Source organism: Desulfomarina profundi, assembly GCF_019703855.1.
Lineage (GTDB): Bacteria > Desulfobacterota > Desulfobulbia > Desulfobulbales > Desulfocapsaceae > Desulfomarina > Desulfomarina profundi.
Genome location: NZ_AP024086.1, coordinates 3348780 through 3367876, shown reverse-complemented (window position 1 = coordinate 3367876; position 19097 = coordinate 3348780). Strand labels below are relative to the sequence as shown.

The 19097-nt window shown below is 48.6% G+C and carries 13 protein-coding genes; 3 read left to right on the top strand and 10 right to left on the bottom strand.

All coding sequences use genetic code 11. The features are described from left to right. Window positions 1–2: 2 nt before the first annotated feature. Window positions 3–731, top strand: coding sequence for an ATP-binding cassette domain-containing protein (locus LO777_RS15485; protein ID WP_228854757.1), 729 nt, complete (start codon window positions 3–5; stop codon window positions 729–731). Between the two features lie 135 nt (window positions 732–866). Here the strand turns inward: LO777_RS15485 and LO777_RS15480 are convergent, their stop codons facing one another. Beyond that, window positions 867–1559: a PEP-CTERM sorting domain-containing protein gene (locus LO777_RS15480; protein WP_228854756.1), complete on the bottom strand. Its 693-nt coding sequence runs from the start codon at window positions 1557–1559 to the stop codon at window positions 867–869. A gap of 159 nt (window positions 1560–1718) precedes the next feature. Between LO777_RS15480 and LO777_RS20190 the strand changes: the two genes are divergently transcribed. Then, window positions 1719–1853: a hypothetical protein gene (locus LO777_RS20190; RefSeq protein WP_268907454.1), complete on the top strand. Its 135-nt coding sequence runs from the start codon at window positions 1719–1721 to the stop codon at window positions 1851–1853. A gap of 68 nt (window positions 1854–1921) precedes the next feature. On the opposite strand, the gene LO777_RS15475 is transcribed toward LO777_RS20190, so the two are convergent. Together LO777_RS15475 and LO777_RS15470 are read right to left on the bottom strand one after the other, a co-directional pair. After that, on the bottom strand, window positions 1922–3538 hold the full coding sequence (locus tag LO777_RS15475) for a fumarate hydratase (protein WP_228854755.1): 1617 nt from the start codon (window positions 3536–3538) through the stop codon (window positions 1922–1924). Between the two features lie 62 nt (window positions 3539–3600). After that, complete coding sequence (locus LO777_RS15470; RefSeq protein WP_228854754.1) at window positions 3601–3747, bottom strand: hypothetical protein; 147 nt, start codon at window positions 3745–3747, stop codon at window positions 3601–3603. An 85-nt stretch (window positions 3748–3832) separates the two neighbouring features. Here LO777_RS15470 and LO777_RS15465 point away from each other — a divergent pair, with 85 nt between their 5' ends. Beyond that, a complete protein-coding gene (locus LO777_RS15465; RefSeq protein WP_228854753.1) occupies window positions 3833–4612 on the top strand; it encodes an enoyl-CoA hydratase/isomerase family protein in 780 nt (259 codons plus the stop codon). Window positions 4613–4685: 73 nt separating this feature from the next. Here the strand turns inward: LO777_RS15465 and LO777_RS15460 are convergent, their stop codons facing one another. The 7 genes from LO777_RS15460 to LO777_RS15430 are packed head-to-tail and all read right to left on the bottom strand — an operon-like array spanning window position 4686 to window position 19096. Then, window positions 4686–6848: a tandem-95 repeat protein gene (locus LO777_RS15460; protein WP_228857399.1), complete on the bottom strand. Its 2163-nt coding sequence runs from the start codon at window positions 6846–6848 to the stop codon at window positions 4686–4688. A 17-nt stretch (window positions 6849–6865) separates the two neighbouring features. After that, complete coding sequence (locus LO777_RS15455; protein WP_228854752.1) at window positions 6866–10903, bottom strand: tandem-95 repeat protein; 4038 nt, start codon at window positions 10901–10903, stop codon at window positions 6866–6868. Next, window positions 10900–13674, bottom strand: coding sequence for an alpha/beta hydrolase family protein (locus LO777_RS15450; protein WP_228854751.1), 2775 nt, complete (start codon window positions 13672–13674; stop codon window positions 10900–10902). The genes LO777_RS15455 and LO777_RS15450 overlap by 4 nt, the downstream gene beginning before the upstream one ends. Before the next feature lie 21 nt (window positions 13675–13695). Then, entirely contained in the window at window positions 13696–15114 is a 1419-nt protein-coding gene (locus LO777_RS15445; protein WP_228854750.1) for a hypothetical protein, read from the bottom strand. Next, the gene (locus LO777_RS15440; protein ID WP_228854749.1) at window positions 15111–16565 is read right to left on the bottom strand and encodes a hypothetical protein; all 1455 of its coding nucleotides are present in this window, start codon (window positions 16563–16565) and stop codon (window positions 15111–15113) included. Before LO777_RS15440 ends, LO777_RS15445 begins: the two co-directional genes overlap by 4 nt. 26 nt (window positions 16566–16591) lie before the next feature. Continuing rightward, a complete protein-coding gene (locus tag LO777_RS15435) occupies window positions 16592–17734 on the bottom strand; it encodes a hypothetical protein (RefSeq protein WP_228854748.1) in 1143 nt (380 codons plus the stop codon). 24 nt (window positions 17735–17758) lie between these two features. Continuing rightward, on the bottom strand, window positions 17759–19096 hold the full coding sequence (locus LO777_RS15430) for a TolC family protein (RefSeq protein ID WP_228854747.1): 1338 nt from the start codon (window positions 19094–19096) through the stop codon (window positions 17759–17761). Window position 19097 lies beyond the last annotated feature (1 nt).

Genomic DNA, 19097 nt, shown 5'->3' with positions numbered 1-19097 from the left:
CAATGAATCTTCAAGTTGATATCCATTTGAAAAGAGGGGATTTTAATTTTAAGGCAGCGTTTGAGACTTCTTCGGAAAGATGCGGGATTTTCGGGCCATCCGGTAGTGGCAAGTCTACATTGATGCTCATGCTGGCGGGGTTGTTGACACCTGATAAGGGAAGAATTGTTCTGCACAATGAGATACTTTTTGACAGTGAAGAACAAATTAATCTCAAACCGCAAAAACGAAGAACGGGTGTTGTTTTTCAGCATGGGTATCTCTTTCCCCATATGAGTGTTCGCCGGAATCTGCTCTATGGCTGGAAACGTATTGCTCCGATTTTGCGAAAGGAGGAACCTGGGAAAATTATAGAGGTGCTTGAGCTGGAGCATCTTCTTGACAGAAAGGTGACTGCTCTTTCCGGAGGGGAACAGCAGCGGGTTGCTCTTGGTCGTACTGTTCTTTCCTGTCCACAGCTGATCCTGATGGATGAACCCCTTACAGGGCTTGATTCACAACTGAAAAAACAGATTATCTGCTATTTACTGAAACTGTTTGAAGAATGTGGGATTCCTTTTCTGTTTATCAGTCACTCGGTCGAGGAGATGAGTCTTATGGCGGAGGAAGTGCTGGTGTTCAGGAGGGGTACTTTACGGCAAACGTTGCGAGAGAAAGAATTTAGCCGGAAAAACGGAAGTTCCCTCAAGGTGGATTTAAAAAAGGCAGAGCCTGTCAAGGATCTGCCTTGAAAATCTATAAGATTCCTCCGTGGCGCTTTTGTGATGTTACCTTGAGCAATCTGCTGAAAATACAGTGAAAATGTTTAATATAATTGATTCATCAAACGCACAGCAATCCGGGAAGATTGTAAGCTGTTAGCAGTTCTATGCTTTTCTCAGACGTAAACCGCCAAGGCAGGCAATACCTGCACCGAAAAGAAGTATGGTCGCCGGTTCCGGAACGGGGTCACCACCTGTTGAACCATCGAGAAATGTGTCATATCCGTCAAGTTCAAGAATTCTCGGGCCGGAGCCGTTTATACCTTGTCCTGTCTGGACAAATTCCGCTCGAAAGTATTTGGCGAAGACCGGAGTGCTGAGATCCGCAGCCAGCTCAAGGGCCGCCGGGTTTGTATAGGTAACTCCACCTCCATATAAAAGATCACCGTCCGGGTCTGTGTCATAGGTGTATATCTGGTTCCAGGTTGTACCATCGACTGATGAAAGCAGATTAAATGTATCAAATCCTCTGTGTGTCATATCATACGGTCGGCCATCATGGAAAGCAACCAGATTAAAACTTCGCAAGGTTATTTCTGAAGGTGTCTGCCATTCTATCCAGTGCAATGTGCCGGCTTGTTGGTAGTCTGAAAAAATTGTATTTGGAGGTTCCGCAGCAGCAGAAGTATAACCCCCAAACATCCCGGTTTGATTTGAGTTAAAAAGAATTCCACTGTTTCCTGTAACACTGCTTCCCTGGCTGATATCCCAAAGGTCATCAGTTGCCATGGGCAGGGCATAACAATTGGCAGAAAAGAATAATAACGACAGTAATGCTGCAGTAAAAATATTTTTCATATTCCTTCTCCTTTAAGACGGTTCCAGAATAATTGATTTAAGTATCAAAAATATTCCAGAATTTCATAAAAAAAATAGTTGTATCAGCCCATGCAAAAATCAGTCCCTGATAATAAGAATATTATTTATTCTTAAATAACAATTTCTTGAACTGTTTTTATGGGGGAGAAAGAAAAATCTGTATTAAATGGATTTCTAGAATATGGAAAAGGAATGCGTTATTCCGGAAAAATAAATCAATCGGTCTCTGATGTGGAAAATACTCGTGCAAAAAGAACATATAAAAGAAAATAATAAAAAAGGGCAATTCGCAGAGGAATTGCCCAGGTAAATTCTGTTTGTAATTTTCAGGTCCTGTAAAATTACATCAGTCCTGAGAAAAAGTCATTGCCTTTGTCGTCTACCAGGATGAAGGCGGGGAAATCCACCACTTCAATCTGCCAGACTGCTTCCATGCCCAGCTCGGGGTAGTCGATACATTCCACCTTTTTGATATTTTCTTCAGCGAGAATGGCAGCGGGACCTCCGATGGACCCAAGATAAAACCCGCCATGTTTTCTGCAGGCATCGGTAACCTGTTGGGACCTGTTGCCCTTGGCTATCATGATCATTGAGCCACCGTGGGACTGGAGGAGGTCCACGTAACTGTCCATTCGCCCGGCCGTTGTGGGACCAAAGGAACCGGATGGTTTTCCTTTTGGGGTTTTTGCCGGACCGGCGTAATAGATCGGGTGTTTTTTCAGATAGTCCGGTAGCTCTTTTCCGGCATCCAGCAGCTCTTTGAATTTGGCATGGGCAATATCCCGACCGACAACGATGGTACCGGAGAGCAGCAGTGAGGTGCCTACCGGATGTTGTGTCAGTTCAGCCAGCACCTCCTTCATGGGCCGGTTCAGGTTGATTTTGATACCGTGGCCGTGCCTGCCGCGGTAGTGCCCGGGGATCAGCCTGCCGGGGTCAGTGTCAAGCTGTTCAACAAAGAGGCCTTCCCTGGTGATTTTTGCCTTGAGGTTTCTGTCTGCTGAGCAGGAGACACCCATACCTACAGGACAGGAGGCGCCGTGACGGGGCAGGCGGATGATGCGGACATCATGGGTGAAATATTTACCGCCGAACTGGGCGCCAAGTCCGAGAGCTGCAGCTGCCTTCTGAATCTTTTCTTCAAGGTTGATGTCCCTAAAGGCTCTGCCGTGCTCATTGCCGGAGGTGGGCAGTCCGTCCAGGTATTTAACTGAAGCGAGTTTGACCGTTTTGAGATTGGTTTCCGCGCTGGTGCCGCCAATAACAAAGGCAAGATGATAGGGAGGGCAGGCTGCCGTTCCCAGGGTTTTCATTTTGTCGATCAGGAACTTCTCCAGAGTTTCAGGATTCAACAGCGCCTTGGTCTCCTGGTAGAGGTAGGTTTTATTGGCACTGCCCCCACCTTTGGCCAGGAAGAGAAAGGAGTATTCCGATCCTTCGGTTGCATAGAGATCAATCTGGGCGGGCAGGTTGGTACCGCTGTTTTTTTCCGTGTACATATCGAGGGGCACGGTCTGTGAATAGCGCAGGTTTTCTTCTGTGTAGGTTTTGAATACACCTTTGGAGAGGAGTTCGGCGTCATTGGCGCCGGTCCAGACATTTTCACCTTTTTTCCCCATGATAATGGCGGTGCCGGTATCCTGGCAGATGGGGAGTTCAAAGCGGGAGGCGACTTCGGCATTTTTCAGAAAGGCAAGGGCAACACCTTTTTCATTGGCCGGGCTATCCGGGTCATCCAGGATTTTAGCCACCTGCCTGTTATGTTCAGGGCGCAGCATGAAGGAGAGGTCGCGCATAGCCGTATTGGCAAGGACAGTTAAACCTTCCGGGTTGATTTTTAATATTTCCTGTCCATCAAATTCTGTTACTGTAACGAATTTTTCGGACCCTTCAATTTGCCGGTATACTGTTTCGTCTTTGGTCAGGGGAAACGGCGCCTGATAAGTAAAGTCAGCCATTTTATCTACTCCTTATAGCATCGAAATGGGTAATACTGAAACCAGGTAATCCGTGGCACACTCTACTCCATTCGACCCGAAAGGCCAAGGATTTCCCGGGCCCCATTCACCGAAGCTGCAGGTCGTTCAAGTTCTGCCGCAATATGCGCCATCCCTGGTGAGACTCTGGTATTATTGGCACAGGGGATCGTCGGGAAACAGGTTGACATTCATCTGCTGTTTCTGTAGCCTGCAAAAATGGTTGTTTAATCTTTTTCTGTAATTATGCTGCATTTCTAAAAGGAAACCTACGCCATGGATTATAAAGAAATCATAGTTGAAAAAGGTGACAAATTCGTAGCAACCCTTACCCTTAATCGACCAGACCAGATGAATACCTTCAGCAGCCTGATGGCAGCGGAACTCTATCGGGCGCTGTTGGAACTGGATAAAGATCCTGAGGTCAGGGTCATCCTTCTGAAAGGGTCCGGCCGGGTGTTCTGCGCGGGCATTGATGTCAATGAGCTGGAAGGAAAAACAGCCCATGAATATCGGGCCTGGATTGAGCGGATGGAACGTCCTCTCGTGGCTATTTCAAAGATGCGCAAACCGGTAATTGTTCAGCTGCATGGGGTGGCAGCGGCCAATGGCATGGGTATGGTGGCGGCAGCCGACCTCGTTATCGCCGCCGAAAATGTGAAAATGGGGCTGACCGCCATTAACGTCGGTCTGAACTGTGTCGGCCCTGTCATTCCGGTGGCCAGATGCGTGGGCAGGAAAAAGGCGCTGGAACTTCTATTCTACGGTAACCTCCTCAAGGCGAAAGAAGCCCTGGATCTTGGCTTGATCAACAGACTTGTTCCCAAGGATGAGCTGGAAGAGAAGGCGCTGGAATGGGCCGAAGAGCTGGCAAAAAAGAGTCCCATTGCCGTGCAGATCGCCAAGACAGCCTTTTATCACTCGGAAGATATGGCCTATGATCAGCAGTTCGCTTATATGAACGAGGCTTTTGCCCGTCTCTGCTCAACGGATGATGCCAAGGAAGGGGTGAAGGCCTTTTTCGAAAAACGCAATCCGGTCTGGCAGGAGAAGTAAAAAGAACGGGTCTGCCTCACTGTTCTTGAAGACAGACCCGTAACCTGCATCCAAAACGGCGGTGGTCTGCGTCTCAGAAAATGGATAATATATCATGATCGTGCTCATGGGCAGCGGCATGGTGATCAATGGTAACGATCGGATCCACAGGGAGTGGCGCGGGAATATGAACATCCGGGGTATCCACAGCCTGACTGTTGGTGGCCATATCAGAAATCAACTGGGCCGCCAGCAGGCTGATGGTGGCATCATCAACAGGAGACGGGGCTGCGGGATGTGAATTTTCCTCCTGTGGTTCCTGCCGGGCTTCGGGTTCGGATGTTTCCACGTTGCTGTTTGGTTCCTGAGACAGTAATACCGGAGGATTACCGGTGGGATCCGTCTCATTTTCTGATTGTGTTTCATCGAAAACTTCCACTGCAGTCGGGGATGTGGCTGCAGTCGGGTTTTCATCAATTTGTTGTGGTTGAGTCATTTGCTCCAGCTCTGCTGGTTTATCGGTTTCTTCCAGTGAGTCGATTACGGTTCCGTTCAGCCCCACATCGGCAACCTCACCGGTTGTACCGTCTTCCCTGATAAAACTGGTGGTGCCGTAAACGATATTGCCATTTATCTCTTCATATTCCTCATTGCTTTTCAGATTAATAGCATTGATTTCCAATTCATCAAGTGAAGAGAATTCTCCCATATCTGTCACACCGTTACTGTTTTTGTCCTGCCAGACCCCAAAGTCATTCCAGCCTGTGTCCGTTTTGTCAAAGCGGCCGTCACCGTTGCTGTCAAAAGCGCGCAGTCCTTCAAGATCGGTTGCGGCTCCAGGGGAATATTGCCGCAGGGACAGTTCGTCCGGCTGATTCACCTGCCGGTCATGGTCATAATCATAGACCAGAAAGCCGTCATCATGACCGATCCAGCCGGTGGCCTCGGCCTTGCCGTCCAGGTTCCAGTCAAATTTGATATTTTCCGAGACATTGAGGAGCTCAACCCCGTCTCCGTCCAGATCGAGGACAACCGGGGTATAATGGTAAACAGGACCCTCGTTTCTCTGCATTCGGTCAAGATCAACAAAGATTGTGCCGGTGGCACCCTGGTGATCAGTTACCGTTAAGGTAAAGGTGGCATTGTAGCCAAGTTGAGTGGGATCCCAGTTATCCCCTGCACCACCACCAGGCCTGACGATATGCCAACTGAGACCAAAATGGCCGTAACCGTAATCAGTCATTCTGGCAAGAGGATAGTCGGTATGGAGACTGGAGGTCGTAATGGAGACTATGTCCCCCATCTGGTGCAACCCTCCTGAAAGAGTCCAGCTGTCACCGCCATTCCTGTCTTCGGCATGGAAGGCGAAAATGATTCCTGCCAGGGGATCATATCGTGTTATTCTATACAACCCCGAAAAATCCGGTGCATAATTGTGTTCCCGGATATTGTCAAGGCTCAGCCTGCTTTCCACCTCACCACCATGTCCATCGGAGACGGTATAACCAATAACCATGGCGTGCTGATGCGCATCAGGTTTTATCTGCAGGTTGGAGCCGGAAATCCTGACCTGGCCATGGCCGCTGAGTACGTGGGGGTTGCGGATAAAAAGCGTGTCACCATCGACATCGGAGTCATTGGCGAGAAGGCGGCTGATTGCAAAGGTGTTCCAGATCGTGTCTTCAGCGTTGGAGCTGCGATCATATTCCACTACCGGCAGATCATTGACAGGCTGGACATAAATCTGCGACTGAACGGTTGAGCTCGAGCCATGGGAGTCGATAACCGTGTAACTGAAGTTGTCGGTACCACAAAAGTCGGTATCCGGAATGTAGTTGATTACCCCCCCTGTGCCGGTAGAAATCCTGCCGTGGGTGGCACCATTGATACCCGCAAAGGAAATGGAATCTGTTTCGTAAGGTGAGGCTGTTTCCACATCGGTATCATTGGCCATGAGCTGGGCAACAGTAAAGGAAAAACTGTTGTCCTCCACCGCACCGGTGATCTGCTCGCCACGGAGAATCGGCTTGTCATTGACGGGGTCAATATCAAAAAAAGCTACGCAGCTTACCGGGTCGCTGACACCATCGCTCACCGTGTACCTGAAACTCGCCTGACCCGGATAGTTGTTGTTATAATTCAGTTCCGGTACAAAACGGATTGTGCCGTCCGCAAGCAGGGAAACTGAACAGTGTTCCCCCCGGTCTACTCCGGTTATTTTCAGTATGTCGCCATCAATATCGTGGTCGTTGGCCAGCAGCTCCGCAGGATTAATCAGAGAAACGGTATCTTCTCTGGTAAACAGGAGTTCGGAGAGGAGGTCGGGGAGGCGTTGACACGTACACCTATCTCCGCCCTGGCCTCCGAAGTGGTGCCATGGCCGTCATCGACCGTATAGGTAAAACTGTCGATACCAACCCATCCATCAACCGGGGCGATATAATGGATTTTGCCGTTGTCCAGAAAAACTGTACCATATTCCGCACCTGTAACTCCGGTAATGCTGAGGGTGTCATGGTCAACATCAATGTCGTTGGCCAGAAATGTTGTGGCATCATAGATATTTTCATAACCGTTATTACTCCAGGCGAAAATTCCCCTGTCGTCAACTGCCACCGGTTCGTCGTTTTCACCGCTGATCCGAACCGTCACATAGCCGTGGGAACGCCCGCCCTCGCTGTCCACGACACTATAGCGAAAGGAGCCGGTGCCGAAAAAATCCCTGTCCGGGAGAAAATGGATAGTATTGTGTTCATCCACATGAACATCACCATGCAGGGAGCTGTCGATACCACCAAAATGGAGTCGGGAACCATCTTCCACATCGGTTGCCCCGGCCATTAGAGTGGCCATATCGATGGTAACTTCATGGTCCTCCACACCACTGATGGTATAAAGGGTTGTTTCAGGCAGGTCATTGACCGGGGAAATGGCAATATTCATATGTCCGGATAACGATTCATTCCGGCTGTTTTCCGCTGCATAATCAAAAGAGGCTTCCCCGTAGAAATTGTGATCGGGAATAAAGGTATACAGCCCGTTACTCTGCTCCATTCTGCCGCCCGTTACATTGCTGACTGTAGCCAGACGGAGAGGGTCGGGATCGGGATCGTGGATAAACTTTGCCATTTCATCCACGGTAAAGGTGATTGGCTGATCTTCCGGAATATGGAGGAGATCGGCTGTAATTTCTGCCGGATCATCCACATTTTCCACCAGAACCGTAACCCGGCCGGTTGAACTGTTTCCGTCCGGGTCTCTGACCAGGTAGGTGAATCCGGCTTCATCTCCGAAATAGTCCGGGTCGGGCGTAAAAATAATATCTTCCCCTTCCTGGCGGACAGTTCCATGGATACCGTTTCCCAGCCCGGCAAAGCTCAGGTCGCCGTCGATATCGTTGTCGTTGACCATGATATCGGTCACACTGGTGGTTACCGGTTGTTCTTCCCGGGTTCTGAGGATATCGGTGGTGCATTGGGCCGGATCATCAACAGCCTGAATATCCAGGGAGAGATTGACAGCCAGGGATTCATGGCCGTCGGTTACGGTCACGTGCAGGCTGCCTTCTCCGTGGAAATCCGGATCAGGGGTGAAGACAAACTGGTTGTCCTGTCGGGTAATGATTCCTCCCGACAGTGCCCTGGCATCTGTTACGGTGAGATTATCCCCGTCTATATCCTCAAAGCAGGTGGCGAGTAAGGTACTGTCCAGGATCACCGGCTGGTCTTCAATGAGACTCAGTCGGGTTGCAGTAATGTGCGGAGCATCGTTTATTCCGCCCACGTCAATATGAACTTTGCCCGTGGATTCAAGGCCCTGGTCATCTTTTACGGTATAGGTGAAAAAAGCCTCATTGCCGCTGTAATCGGGATCGGGCGTAAAAATAATATCTTCCCCTTCCTGCCGGACGGTGCCATGTTCGGCTTCGCCGAGCCCTGTGAATTCAATCCGGTTGCCGTCCACATCCGTATCGTTTGCCAGCAGGTGGGTGATTGTTGTGATGATCCCTGTATCTTCCAGCGTGGCAAGATGGTCCTGACCGGTATCGATCGGATCGTTGACCGGCAGGATATCGAATTCCAGGTGTCCGGAGACATGGCCACCACGGTTGTCTCCAGCCTGGTAGTCGAACGAGGCCCTGCCAGAAAATTCGGGGTCCGGTTGAAAGGTGTACCAGCCGTTACGGGTTATGATACTTCCCCCGTTGATATTGGAGATCAGTTCCAGATGGAGAGGGTCACCATCCGGGTCCGTGACGAATTTTGCCACCTCGTCCGGGGTGAAGGCGAGCAGTTCATCTTCCATGATGGCGGGCCGGGTGGAAGAACTGACAACCGGATCTTCCCGCCTGTCCAGCACTTCCACCCGGGCAAAACCGGTGGCAAGGTGGCCTGATTCGTCCTTGACTCTGTAGCCGAACCCCGCTTCTGTTCCTGAATATCCAGGGGTGGGTGTAAAAACGATTTCCCCGTTTTGTCCCATGACGACACTGCCGTGACGGGCCGGTCCAAGGGAATCAAAGACGATATTTTCCCCGTCAAACTCCTGATCGTTTGCCAGCAATTTGTCGACTGTGGTGTTGAGTTGGTCTTCTTCCATGATAAGAAAGTGGTCCTCACCGGTGGTCGGGCCCAGGTTCCTGTCAAGGTAATGGAGAACGGATTCTCCCATGACAGGGTAGGAAGAGGCATGGTCCCGTACCCAGTAGGAGAAGATGATGTCGCCGTGGAACCCCGCCTCGGGCTGGAAGAAGAAATGTCCGTTGTCCTGGACAATATGACCATGATCAATATTGCGCAGGTGGTCAATTTTCAGGAGATCACCTTCCGGGTCCCGGTCGTTGGTAAGGAGATTTTCCAGGGAAAAATGTTCTCCCTCGTCCAGGGTGAATTCGTCATCCAGAAGTATCGGCGCGTCGTTGACGTTCTCCACATGGATTCTGGCCACCTTTTCCAGCCGGTTGCCGGAATCATCCAGCAGAGTGTATCTGAAAGAGGCGATGCCGCTGAAGTCCGGATCAGCCTGAAAACGGATATCGCCGTTGGCTTCCCTTACTATCCGGCCATGTTGCGCAGTACCGAAGGAGAGAAAGGTGGGGGATTCATCCATCCTGCCATATTCGCCCGGTACCGTTTCCTGGATCAGATCACTCAGGAGAAACCGCATACTCGCGTCCTCCGCCATGGTGAAGACGGGGCCGGTCAGTTGTTGTGAATGATCAGAGAGTGTATTGTTCTCTTTTACCGATGTGGTGGGGGCGGTTTCATGTCCGGATGGCACTTTTTTTTCAGGAGTGGCTCCTGTCTCGTTTTGAATACCGGCATGATACAGGTGATCTGCTGAATTAAATGAATCATGTTGACTTCCAGCTTCAGTCGGTATGGCACTCTTGTTGTCTTCCAGGTAATGATCTTCACGGAAAAAATAGGTTCCGTCCGCGTCCAGTTCTGCTTCCCGATCAAGACCATGTTTTTTCAGCAGCATTGACCAGTGATATTCCAGGTAATTCTGTAATTCTTTCGGATCATCCAGTTCGGGAATTTCACTGTTGCCGAAAAAAACATCTGCTGCTTTTCCGTGTTGAGTGCCTGTGGTGGAATGTATGAGGTTGCTGTTTCGCAGCAGATTTTCCAGCTCAACCATATTCAGTGGTTTTTTCTCAACACCACTGTCCCGGACTTCCGTCTCCATCGTTCCCGTGGTGAGACCAGGCAGACCTCCAGGCAGTGCCATGGCCATGGCCAGCATTTCCGAACCGGGCCCGGTGAACCAGTTGTTGAGGGAGATTGTTTTGATGATTTTCCCCATGGCTTGGCCGGGAAGCCGGTCGGGACGCAGGGGCAGGGATCTGATATTTTTTGGGTTCGCGGTAAAATGCTGTCCCTGGGGGCCCATATTTCCACCTCCGGCGAATACACCGGAGCCGTAGGAAGAGCCGATTGCCTCTTTTGTCTCCCCGTAAGTCCAGGTCATTCCACGTTTACTGAAACCGTATTTGGCCATAATGGCATCAACCCTGTTAAAATCAATATTACCATGGACTGTACCGGCAAGTTTTACGGCGCTGTCCAGCCGTTCACCCCTGTCCCGGCCGTAGAGCACGCCAATCAGTTTTTCCATGGTGCGTGATGTGTCCTTGACTGTCACTGAGATCCGGCCGCTGTCACTGTGGTAATTAATCCGCATCCCTTCTCCCTGGATCATCTGCAGGACCGGCAGATTGCCATGGATATCGAGTCTGCCTCCGTTGGCCCGGTAGTTTTCCAGCATCCGCTTTACCGGTTCCACCCAACCTTCCACTGCTTTTTTCATGCCGGTGTCCCCGCCGATATCGGAAACAATATTGCCGTTTTCATCCAGACTGAATACAGCTCGGGCTTCGGGGGGCCTTCCTTGCCCATTATCATGCTGGCGATCTGCAGAACAGCTGCGGCGACCCAGCCGTAGGGGCCAAGAGTCATGAGATAGGTACTGACCGCTGTAATGGCGGCGCCTTTCACATCACCCTGGGCCAGTTGTGCCGCCGCTGCGATATAACCAAGTCCCGGAATGGTGCTACAGCTCAACTGTCCGGCTCCGGCCAACTGGGCGGCAGCGTTATAGGTGATTACTGCATTGTTGACAGTACTGGCCAGATTATAGGTAATGGCCGCGGCATTTCCCGATTGAAAGACATCATCCATGCGGTCGATATTGACAGCAAGGGCTATGGCCGATCCTATCTCCCGCAGGGCAGTGCCTGCCTGTCCCGCTTCCAGCCCCAGGGTGCTGTCCAGGGCGGAGAAAGACGCATTGTTTCCCGAAGTGATGGAGCAATAATTATCGATCTCTTTTACCAGGTCAACCGATGACTGTATCATTCCCAATTCATCACCGGAGTCTATTGCCCTGGCAAGGGTTATCCCGGCTTCACCCATATTGAGCATGGTTGATCCCTGTGATCCGATAAGCGTGCCGTATTCATTTCCACTGCTGTCGAGATAGCGATCAATCGCATGGGCAATTCTGATACTTTCTTCAGCAATATCAAGACCATTTCCGGAACCAACAGCCTGACCGAAAGAGATGGTATTTTTTACTCCACCGACAATGGATTCGGCCGGGTTGTCAAGAAATCCTTCTTTTCCATCCCGTAATTCCATATATTGATCTATGGCCTGGATATAATCCAGTCCATCCCTGACAATCGACAAACCGTCATCTGACTCAATACCGTCCATGAGCCCTGAAAAAGCTCTAGCCGCATTGACTTCACTGTCCCGGAGTTTTTGCCCATGGCGGGACTCTTCAGTGTGTTCGTTGATAACGCTTTCCCCGCCACCCATCTCTGCCGTTGACGCCAGAAGAGGTGTTTTTATAATCCTGCCGTCCGGAAGGCATGTGTAAAAAAAACCATCCTTTGTATAGGTGTGGGATTGATCGAGCCAGGTATCCAAGGCGTGAAGCTCGTTTTCCGAGAGATTGGCACTGTTGGTGACAGCGGGCTGCTTACCGGACTGGTGGGGAAGGGTGTTTTGTATTTCATCAAGATCTCTCCCTATCTTTTCCAATGTTTCCGGATCCTGTATCTTTTCAATCTCTTGTGGTGATAAATTATTATATTCCTGATGATTTCCGGTAAATGTTTTCCGGAATTCGTCTGTCTGCATCCATGAGTCCGTATATTCCCCAACCTTTTGTTTTAAAAACTGCAAATGGTTGTCTCTGTTTTTTTCAAGTTCTTCAGTAACGTCCTGTAGTCGTCTGTCAATACTGTCAAGGCCTGCCGCAATCTTGTCCGTAATTATTGGGGCAAAACCCTGATGAGCCAGGTTTTCCAGATCCTGCCGTTCTGCAAGGAGCTCCTGCTGCCTTTTGAGCAGGTTGTCATATTCTGTTTCTTTCAGGTAAATATTGGCATTTATAACGTCGTCCTGTCCCTTTTCCATGATTTCCTTCAGGGATTCGACAATTTCAGGTTGCGGATTTTTTACATGAAAATCCACATCTTTCATCCAGGAATCCACATGGCCATATTCCTGTTCAAGTTTGTGTAAACGCAATTCTTCAAGAGAACACATTTTCTGCTGGAGAAGAGAAACAGTTTTATCTATTGTGGCGAGCTTGTTTACCGCCGTGCTGTTAAAATGACCGGCCTGTTCAATCTCTTCTCGAGTTTCAGCGAGTTTTTTAAGGTTCTCCCGACATTGTTTGATCTGGGTGCCAAGGATATAGGCTGGGCCCTGGGTTGCCAGGGCCAGCGCGTCATCGAGGGGATCGTGCTGGTCCGAAGCAGATGTGGGCCTTGTCCATGCTTTTCCCGGTTCCAGATCCAGGTAAATCTTGTCTCCAAGGTGTTCTATGTCGACATGGGGGAGATTGGGTACAATGTCTTCTCCCAGAACTTTTCTCGCGATATCAAGTCCGGCTTTACCTTGGTTCAGAACAGGAACAAGATAAAGATAATCAGGATTCAGTTTGATATGTTCCAGGGCACTGACGATATCGCCATTTTCAATATAATTGGTGAAGGTATGCTCAGGTATGCCTTTTGGGGTTATATCATTATCATCAAGAAATTTCCGGAAGGCGTCACTGTCTATAACACCACCGGCTGGAGCCGGGGCAACCGCCGTACCGGGTATACCGAACACATGGCTCAATATCTGGGCAATGCCTCCTCCCTTGGAATGTCCGGCAGTGCTGAAGGTGTAGTGTTCTTCTCTGTAATCTTTCATGAATTTTTTCACAAATAAAATCGCTTCCTTCATCTGGGGATGAAGGTCGCCTGCACCGGCAAAAGAAAGGTTGGCCCCATGCAGGCCCCAGTCTGCTTTCGCATCGGGTGTTGTATCCGAACCTCGAACGGTAAATACCACTTCATCGGAACCGGGCTTTTTCATGGCGTAAATTTCAAGTCCGGATTGATTGTTTTCTTCAGAGTCAAGAATTTTCCAGTTCCCTGTGTTATATTTCACTTTTGTTACTGGTGAAGACTGATAGGCAATGTTTGCAAGAAATACTCGTTCAGCATCGGAGATTGGGATATTGATTTGTTCTATTTGGGGCGAATTAGTGTCTGAAGATTTCATATTTGGTCCCATTTTTCTTTCTCCTGTATCAGATTACTGTACATGGCTTATGAGTGATGATTTTTTATCGGTGTTTTTTTGGCGGTAGTGTAAAACAGCTTTCATGAAAACTGTAGGAATTCTGGCTTTGTGGAAGTCGGTGTAGAAAAATTCATTCAAACTGAAATTGTCCAGTGAATCACCAAATACAAAATATTGTTCTTTACCAACGTATGAATAATCATCTGTGTATTCAGCGAAGGTAAAGTTTGTTTTTAAGACTTTTGCGTTCAAGTATGACTGATTGCAAATTGACTGACCATACCACCGTGTCAATTTGTTTGTTTTGACTAGGTAGAAAAAGAATTTTTTTACATATCTGTAATCTCTGGTGATGTGCACACTGCCGGTTTTCAACCCCTCACCCGCAATAAGATGAGGATATGTACCATCCCAGTCATTGCGGTTTGTCTTTTCATGGAGACATCCATTTGACGAATGGAAGCCTTTGTAGAAATTATCAATTGTTGGATCGGCATAATAGAGTTTGGCGTTTTTGGGAAGATAGATATCCCAGAGCTCCATATTTGGAAAATTCAACCGCTCGGGAGTGCTGAACTTCAGGTCGGAATATGTACCCCAGCTGTCCATGCGAAAAGCCATGGCCATGGCTCCCTCCATTTCATTGGAGATATTTTCTTGGGGCATGTTGTATTTACGGGCAAATTGCTTTGTATAAACCCAGATATGTGGATCTTTTTCCACACCTCCCTTCCAGTTTTTTTCGGTAATGGCGGCGTATTTGGCGCGAAGTGCGGCAAAACGCGGCCAGTAGGATTGAGGGAGAGTGACGCGGTGGAGTAGTTTACCTGTGGAATCACTGAATTCGATAATCCGTTTTTCTCCAGGATCGGCCAGAATGATCTCTTCATTGATCCGGGCCTGGATCATCATCAGTCCGTCCTTGATCGGTCGCTTGTAACCGAAGATCTCAAATGGAACTTCCCTTCGTTTACCCTTCCCGTCCTCAAGATAGAGCTTGCCTCCCTTCAGCCCGAAAACATCTTCCCACCTTTTACGCAGTTCAGGATTTTTGCGGGCCAGGAAATAGAGGGAACTTCGCCATGGTTTGAACTGTCTGGGGGCGTCTCCCTTGATACCGATGTCCTGATCGATATCGATATAAAGGTCAAGCAGCCATTGCCAGGAGGGGTAGCACTTTTCTTCCCTGGTCCCGCTGTCTGTTTGATGACAGCGCTGACGGGCCAGCGGCACCAACCGAATGGCGACACCTCTCGCCCCCGACAGTGTATTATCCACATTTTCAGGGTCCATCCCGAAACGTTCCACGAACAGATCATGATAAACCCATATATTATTATCCAGTATGCGATAGGGTTCCGCCTGGGCTGTCCCGACAAAAAATGGTGCAAGGATTGTTGTAAGCACCAGATAAAAAATATGTTGTTTCATTTATTCTGTCCTCCAGCCTGTGACCGTTTTTTTTTCATCCGGATAAGGGCCCTTTTTTTGTCCATAATCCTTTTTCTGTATTCAAGGGATTTTTTCATAAACGGGGTAGGTATTCGAGATTTATGATATTTAGATTCATAAAGATAGTCTGAACGTAAGCTTTTCGCGTTCATATCAGAAAAAACAAGATATTGGTCTGCTCCCACCCTTGACAATCCGTCGAATTCTTCAAGAAAAATAAAATCTGTCTGCAGAACCTGTGGCTGCATATACATCTGATTATAGATCGGGCCACCAGACCACCTGGTTTTTTTATCGGTTTTTACCCAGTTGAAAATCTTGAACCTGCGTTTATAGATCCATTCCCGATATATATGTGCCCCGCCGGTTTTTAATCCTTCACCCGCAATGAGATGAGGATATGTACCATCCCAGTCATTGCGGTTTGTCTTTTCATGTATAAAATAATCTGATGGATGAAAACCATCATAGAAATTATCAATTGTCGGATCGGCATAATAGAGTTTGGCGTTTTCGGGAAGATAGATATCCCAGAGCTCCATATTTGGAAAATTCAACCGCTCGGGAGTGCTGAACTTCTGGTGGGAATAAGTACCCCATGAATCCATGCGAAAAGCCATGGCCATGGCTCCCTCCATCTCATTGGAGATATTTTCCTGGGGCATATGGTATTTTTCGGCAAATTGCTTTGTATAAACCCAGATATGGGGGTCTTTTTCCACACCTCCCTTCCAGTTTTTTTCGGTAATGGCGGCGTATTTGGCGCGAAGTGCGGCAAAACGCGGCCAGTAGGATTGAGGGAGAGTGACGCGGTGGAGTAGTTTACCTGTGGAATCACTGAATTCGATAATCCGTTTTTCTCCAGGATCGGCCAGAATGATCTCTTCATTGATCCGGGCCTGGATCATCATCAGTCCGTCCTTGATCGGTCGCTTGTAACCGAAGATCTCAAATGGAACCTCCCTTCGTTTACCCTTCCCGTCCTCAAGATAGAGCCTGCCTCCCTTCAGCCCGAAAACATCTTCCCATCTTTTACGCAGTTCAGGATTTTTGCGGGCGAGGAAATAGATGGAACTTCGCCATGGTTTAAATTGCCGGGGAGAATCACCTACGATACCGATGTCCTGATCGATATCGATATAGAGGTCAAGCAGCCATTGCCAGGAGGGGTAGCACTTTTCTTCCCTGGTCCCGCTGTCTGTTTGATGACAGCGCTGACGGGCCAGCGGCACCAGGCGAATGGCGACACCTCTCGCCCCCGACAGTGTATTATCCACATTTTCAGGGTCCATCCCGAAACGTTCCACGAACAGATCATGATAAACCCATATATTATTATCCAGTATGCGATAGGGCTCCGCCTGGGCTGTCCCGACAAAAAATGGTGCAAGGATTGTTGTAAGCACCAGATAAAAAATAAATCTGATCATGAGAAATTCAGGTTGATTGTATAGGATTATGTGTTTAGTTTCTGCTGTTTTAATTCGGTGTCTCGGGAGTCCTTTTCTTTTTTGCCCGGCTCAAATTGCCTGACTATGCCGAAAGACAGGCGGTTCTTTGTTTTTATGGCATATTTTCGCAATCTTCGGGTTTTACCTTCCTTGCGCAGTTGCTCAAAAAAGGATTTATAACGCGGGTTTTTCGATTTCATGAAGACTTTGCAGAGGTAGCCGAGTCCGCTGACTGTTGCCCGGTCCCGATGGTCTTTTTTCTTCCAGAGAATTTCTGCCAGAAAATCCAGATCTTTTTCGTTCAGTACACCTTTTCTGTAGATTTCTTTTGCATTGTTGACGAAAGCGGTTCTGTCGTCAGTGTCGAGTTTTTTCAGCAGTCCAGCAACTTCAACAGCATTGAGTTTCCTGCGCATGGCAATGATATCCGCCTTTTCTGCGGTGCCGTCTGCCCTGGTGATGATATCGCCGTTTTCATCGAGCCCCAGATGTTTTTTTGGATGCTCAATGTTCAGGGCCTGTTTTATATCAGGTTCATTCAACAGTTCGGCAAGGATCGTATCTGTCTGCATATTTATTCCCCGTTGTGCGCCTCCGGAAGTTACACCCGGAATGGAACCTGGATTCCATTCCCTGACACCTTTGTTTTTTGCCTGTGCAAGGACGGTTCTCCTGTCATCAATGATTTTAAGATGAAAATCCCAGAGAAAATCAACTTCAACAAAACTTTCAGCCCTGAACATGTTTATGGTTAAAAAAATTATCCGGTCATACCGGTCAGGATTGAATGGAGCATCAGCAGCATCGAAGTCCGCCAGGAGGGGAAGCATGGTAACTTTCACATAAAAACCGTTATCAGCAAGGGATGCGCCGATTTTCTCCCCGATCTCTTCTGGAAGTGTTTTTCCGGACCGGGTATAGGTATTTACCGGAATACCGACTCCGTTGAATTTCCTGCCAATATAGCTTGAGTTTTTTTCCCCGCTCAGAACAAACGGTCTTTTGTCCTGGCAGAGGATTAATACGGTGCCGGGATGTTTGAAATCCGTTTTTGGCTGGGAGAGTGTCATGCTGTACCTTTTGCCGCTGCAACCGGAAAAGAGAACAGCAATAAGGAACAGGAATAAAAGTTTTCCAAGTCTTTTCATATTTTTCCTCTGTAAAATAAATGATTATCTGACTGACAGTCGCTGACTTTCAGCTCCCACCAGCACCTTGAATTTTTCATACAGGATCATGTAGTCATATTTACTGCTTCTATAGCGGGTCAATGTCCTGAAATAGTCTTTTTGACTGTTCAGCACATCAAGCAAAACCTTTCCTCCCTCGTTATAGGCGGCTTGGGTGGACTTCAGGGAATGATTGCTCGATTGGACCGCCGATTTGTAAGTGACAATCAGTTTCCGGGTGGTTTCCAGTCCACGCCACAGGGAATCAACAGAACGATCAAAACTGCGCATGGCAGTGATAACTCTTTCTTCTGCCGCTCTCAGTTTTGCGGCTGTTTTGGCCAGGGTGGCACTGTCCCTGCCCCCTGACAGAAGTTCAAGTTTCAGGCGGACACCCACGTCTGCTTCAACACGTTCTTCCCCATACCCTGAGAGACCAGTCTCCGGATGACGTTCATTATAGTCGGCAAAAAAAACAAGAGACGGCAGAAAGCGACTCCGGGCCGCGTTGTGGTTTGCCCTGGCGATTTTCGCTTCATATTGCCTGAGACGGATATCTGTGTTGTTTCTATGGCCGAAGTTTTGCCAGTATTTCATCCCGTAGGATGGAACGGGCAGGGGGGCATTTGTTTCAATGTCATCCAGTTGTTCCGTAAGTCGGGCATTGATACTCTCTTCAAGGGCACGCCGGGAATTATGGAGATCATTCTCCCTGGTGATTGCCGTTGCAATGGACAACTGATAACGGGACTCGGCATCATACTGATCGGTGATGATGCCGTATCCCAGTTTCAGTTTTTCTTTTATCGTCTGTACCTGCTGTAGTAAAGCTGCGCTTTCCTGCCTGGCAAGGTTGAGTTTTTCACGATCTGAAAGGATGGTGTAATAATATTGATGAATTTTAAGCAACAGTTCCTCAAATGCCTTTTTCTTACGGAACCGGGCGCTCCTGATTGTTATTCTTCCTTTTGTGAGGGAATATGCCTTTGGAAGATCAATCAAGGGTTGTTCAAAACCAAGATGGAAAGCGGGCTCAAGGAAATTGATGGAGTGTTCCTCGGGTTTATTTCCCTTCCATGTCTCTGGAACATGTGTTGGCCGAGATGAATCCCGGCTTCTCATTGTGGTTCCTGATACAGTGAGTGTGGGGCCGTAACCGGCGATTTCCATCCAGCCCTCAGCCTGGTATGCTGCGCTGGCAAAGGTGTCAGCCCGCAATTGTGCGTCATTTTTTATGGCCAGCTGGAGGATTTCCTGCAAGCCTATAGCCCGGAGGATGTCCGGAATCAAAAAGAGAATGACAACGAGGGATATAAAACTGATTAAAGTGGCTTTCTTCATG

Bases quoted from the DNA above. Each gene is read 5' to 3' on its own strand.
- LO777_RS15435 (WP_228854748.1), bottom strand. From the start codon at position 17,734: ATGAAAAGACTTGGAAAACTTTTATTCCTGTTCCTTATTGCTGTTCTC.
- LO777_RS15440 (WP_228854749.1), bottom strand. From the start codon at position 16,565: ATGATCAGATTTATTTTTTATCTGGTGCTTACAACAATCCTTGCACCA.
- LO777_RS15430 (WP_228854747.1), bottom strand. From the start codon at position 19,096: ATGAAGAAAGCCACTTTAATCAGTTTTATATCCCTCGTTGTCATTCTC.
- LO777_RS15455 (WP_228854752.1), bottom strand. From the start codon at position 10,903: ATGAAAAAAGCAGTGGAAGGTTGGGTGGAACCGGTAAAGCGGATGCTG.
- LO777_RS15480 (WP_228854756.1), bottom strand. From the start codon at position 1,559: ATGAAAAATATTTTTACTGCAGCATTACTGTCGTTATTATTCTTTTCT.
- LO777_RS15450 (WP_228854751.1), bottom strand. From the start codon at position 13,674: ATGGGACCAAATATGAAATCTTCAGACACTAATTCGCCCCAAATAGAA.
- LO777_RS15485 (WP_228854757.1), top strand. From the start codon at position 3: ATGAATCTTCAAGTTGATATCCATTTGAAAAGAGGGGATTTTAATTTT.
- LO777_RS15475 (WP_228854755.1), bottom strand. From the start codon at position 3,538: ATGGCTGACTTTACTTATCAGGCGCCGTTTCCCCTGACCAAAGACGAA.
- LO777_RS15465 (WP_228854753.1), top strand. From the start codon at position 3,833: ATGGATTATAAAGAAATCATAGTTGAAAAAGGTGACAAATTCGTAGCA.
- LO777_RS20190 (WP_268907454.1), top strand. From the start codon at position 1,719: ATGGGGGAGAAAGAAAAATCTGTATTAAATGGATTTCTAGAATATGGA.
- LO777_RS15470 (WP_228854754.1), bottom strand. From the start codon at position 3,747: ATGTCAACCTGTTTCCCGACGATCCCCTGTGCCAATAATACCAGAGTC.
- LO777_RS15445 (WP_228854750.1), bottom strand. From the start codon at position 15,114: ATGAAACAACATATTTTTTATCTGGTGCTTACAACAATCCTTGCACCA.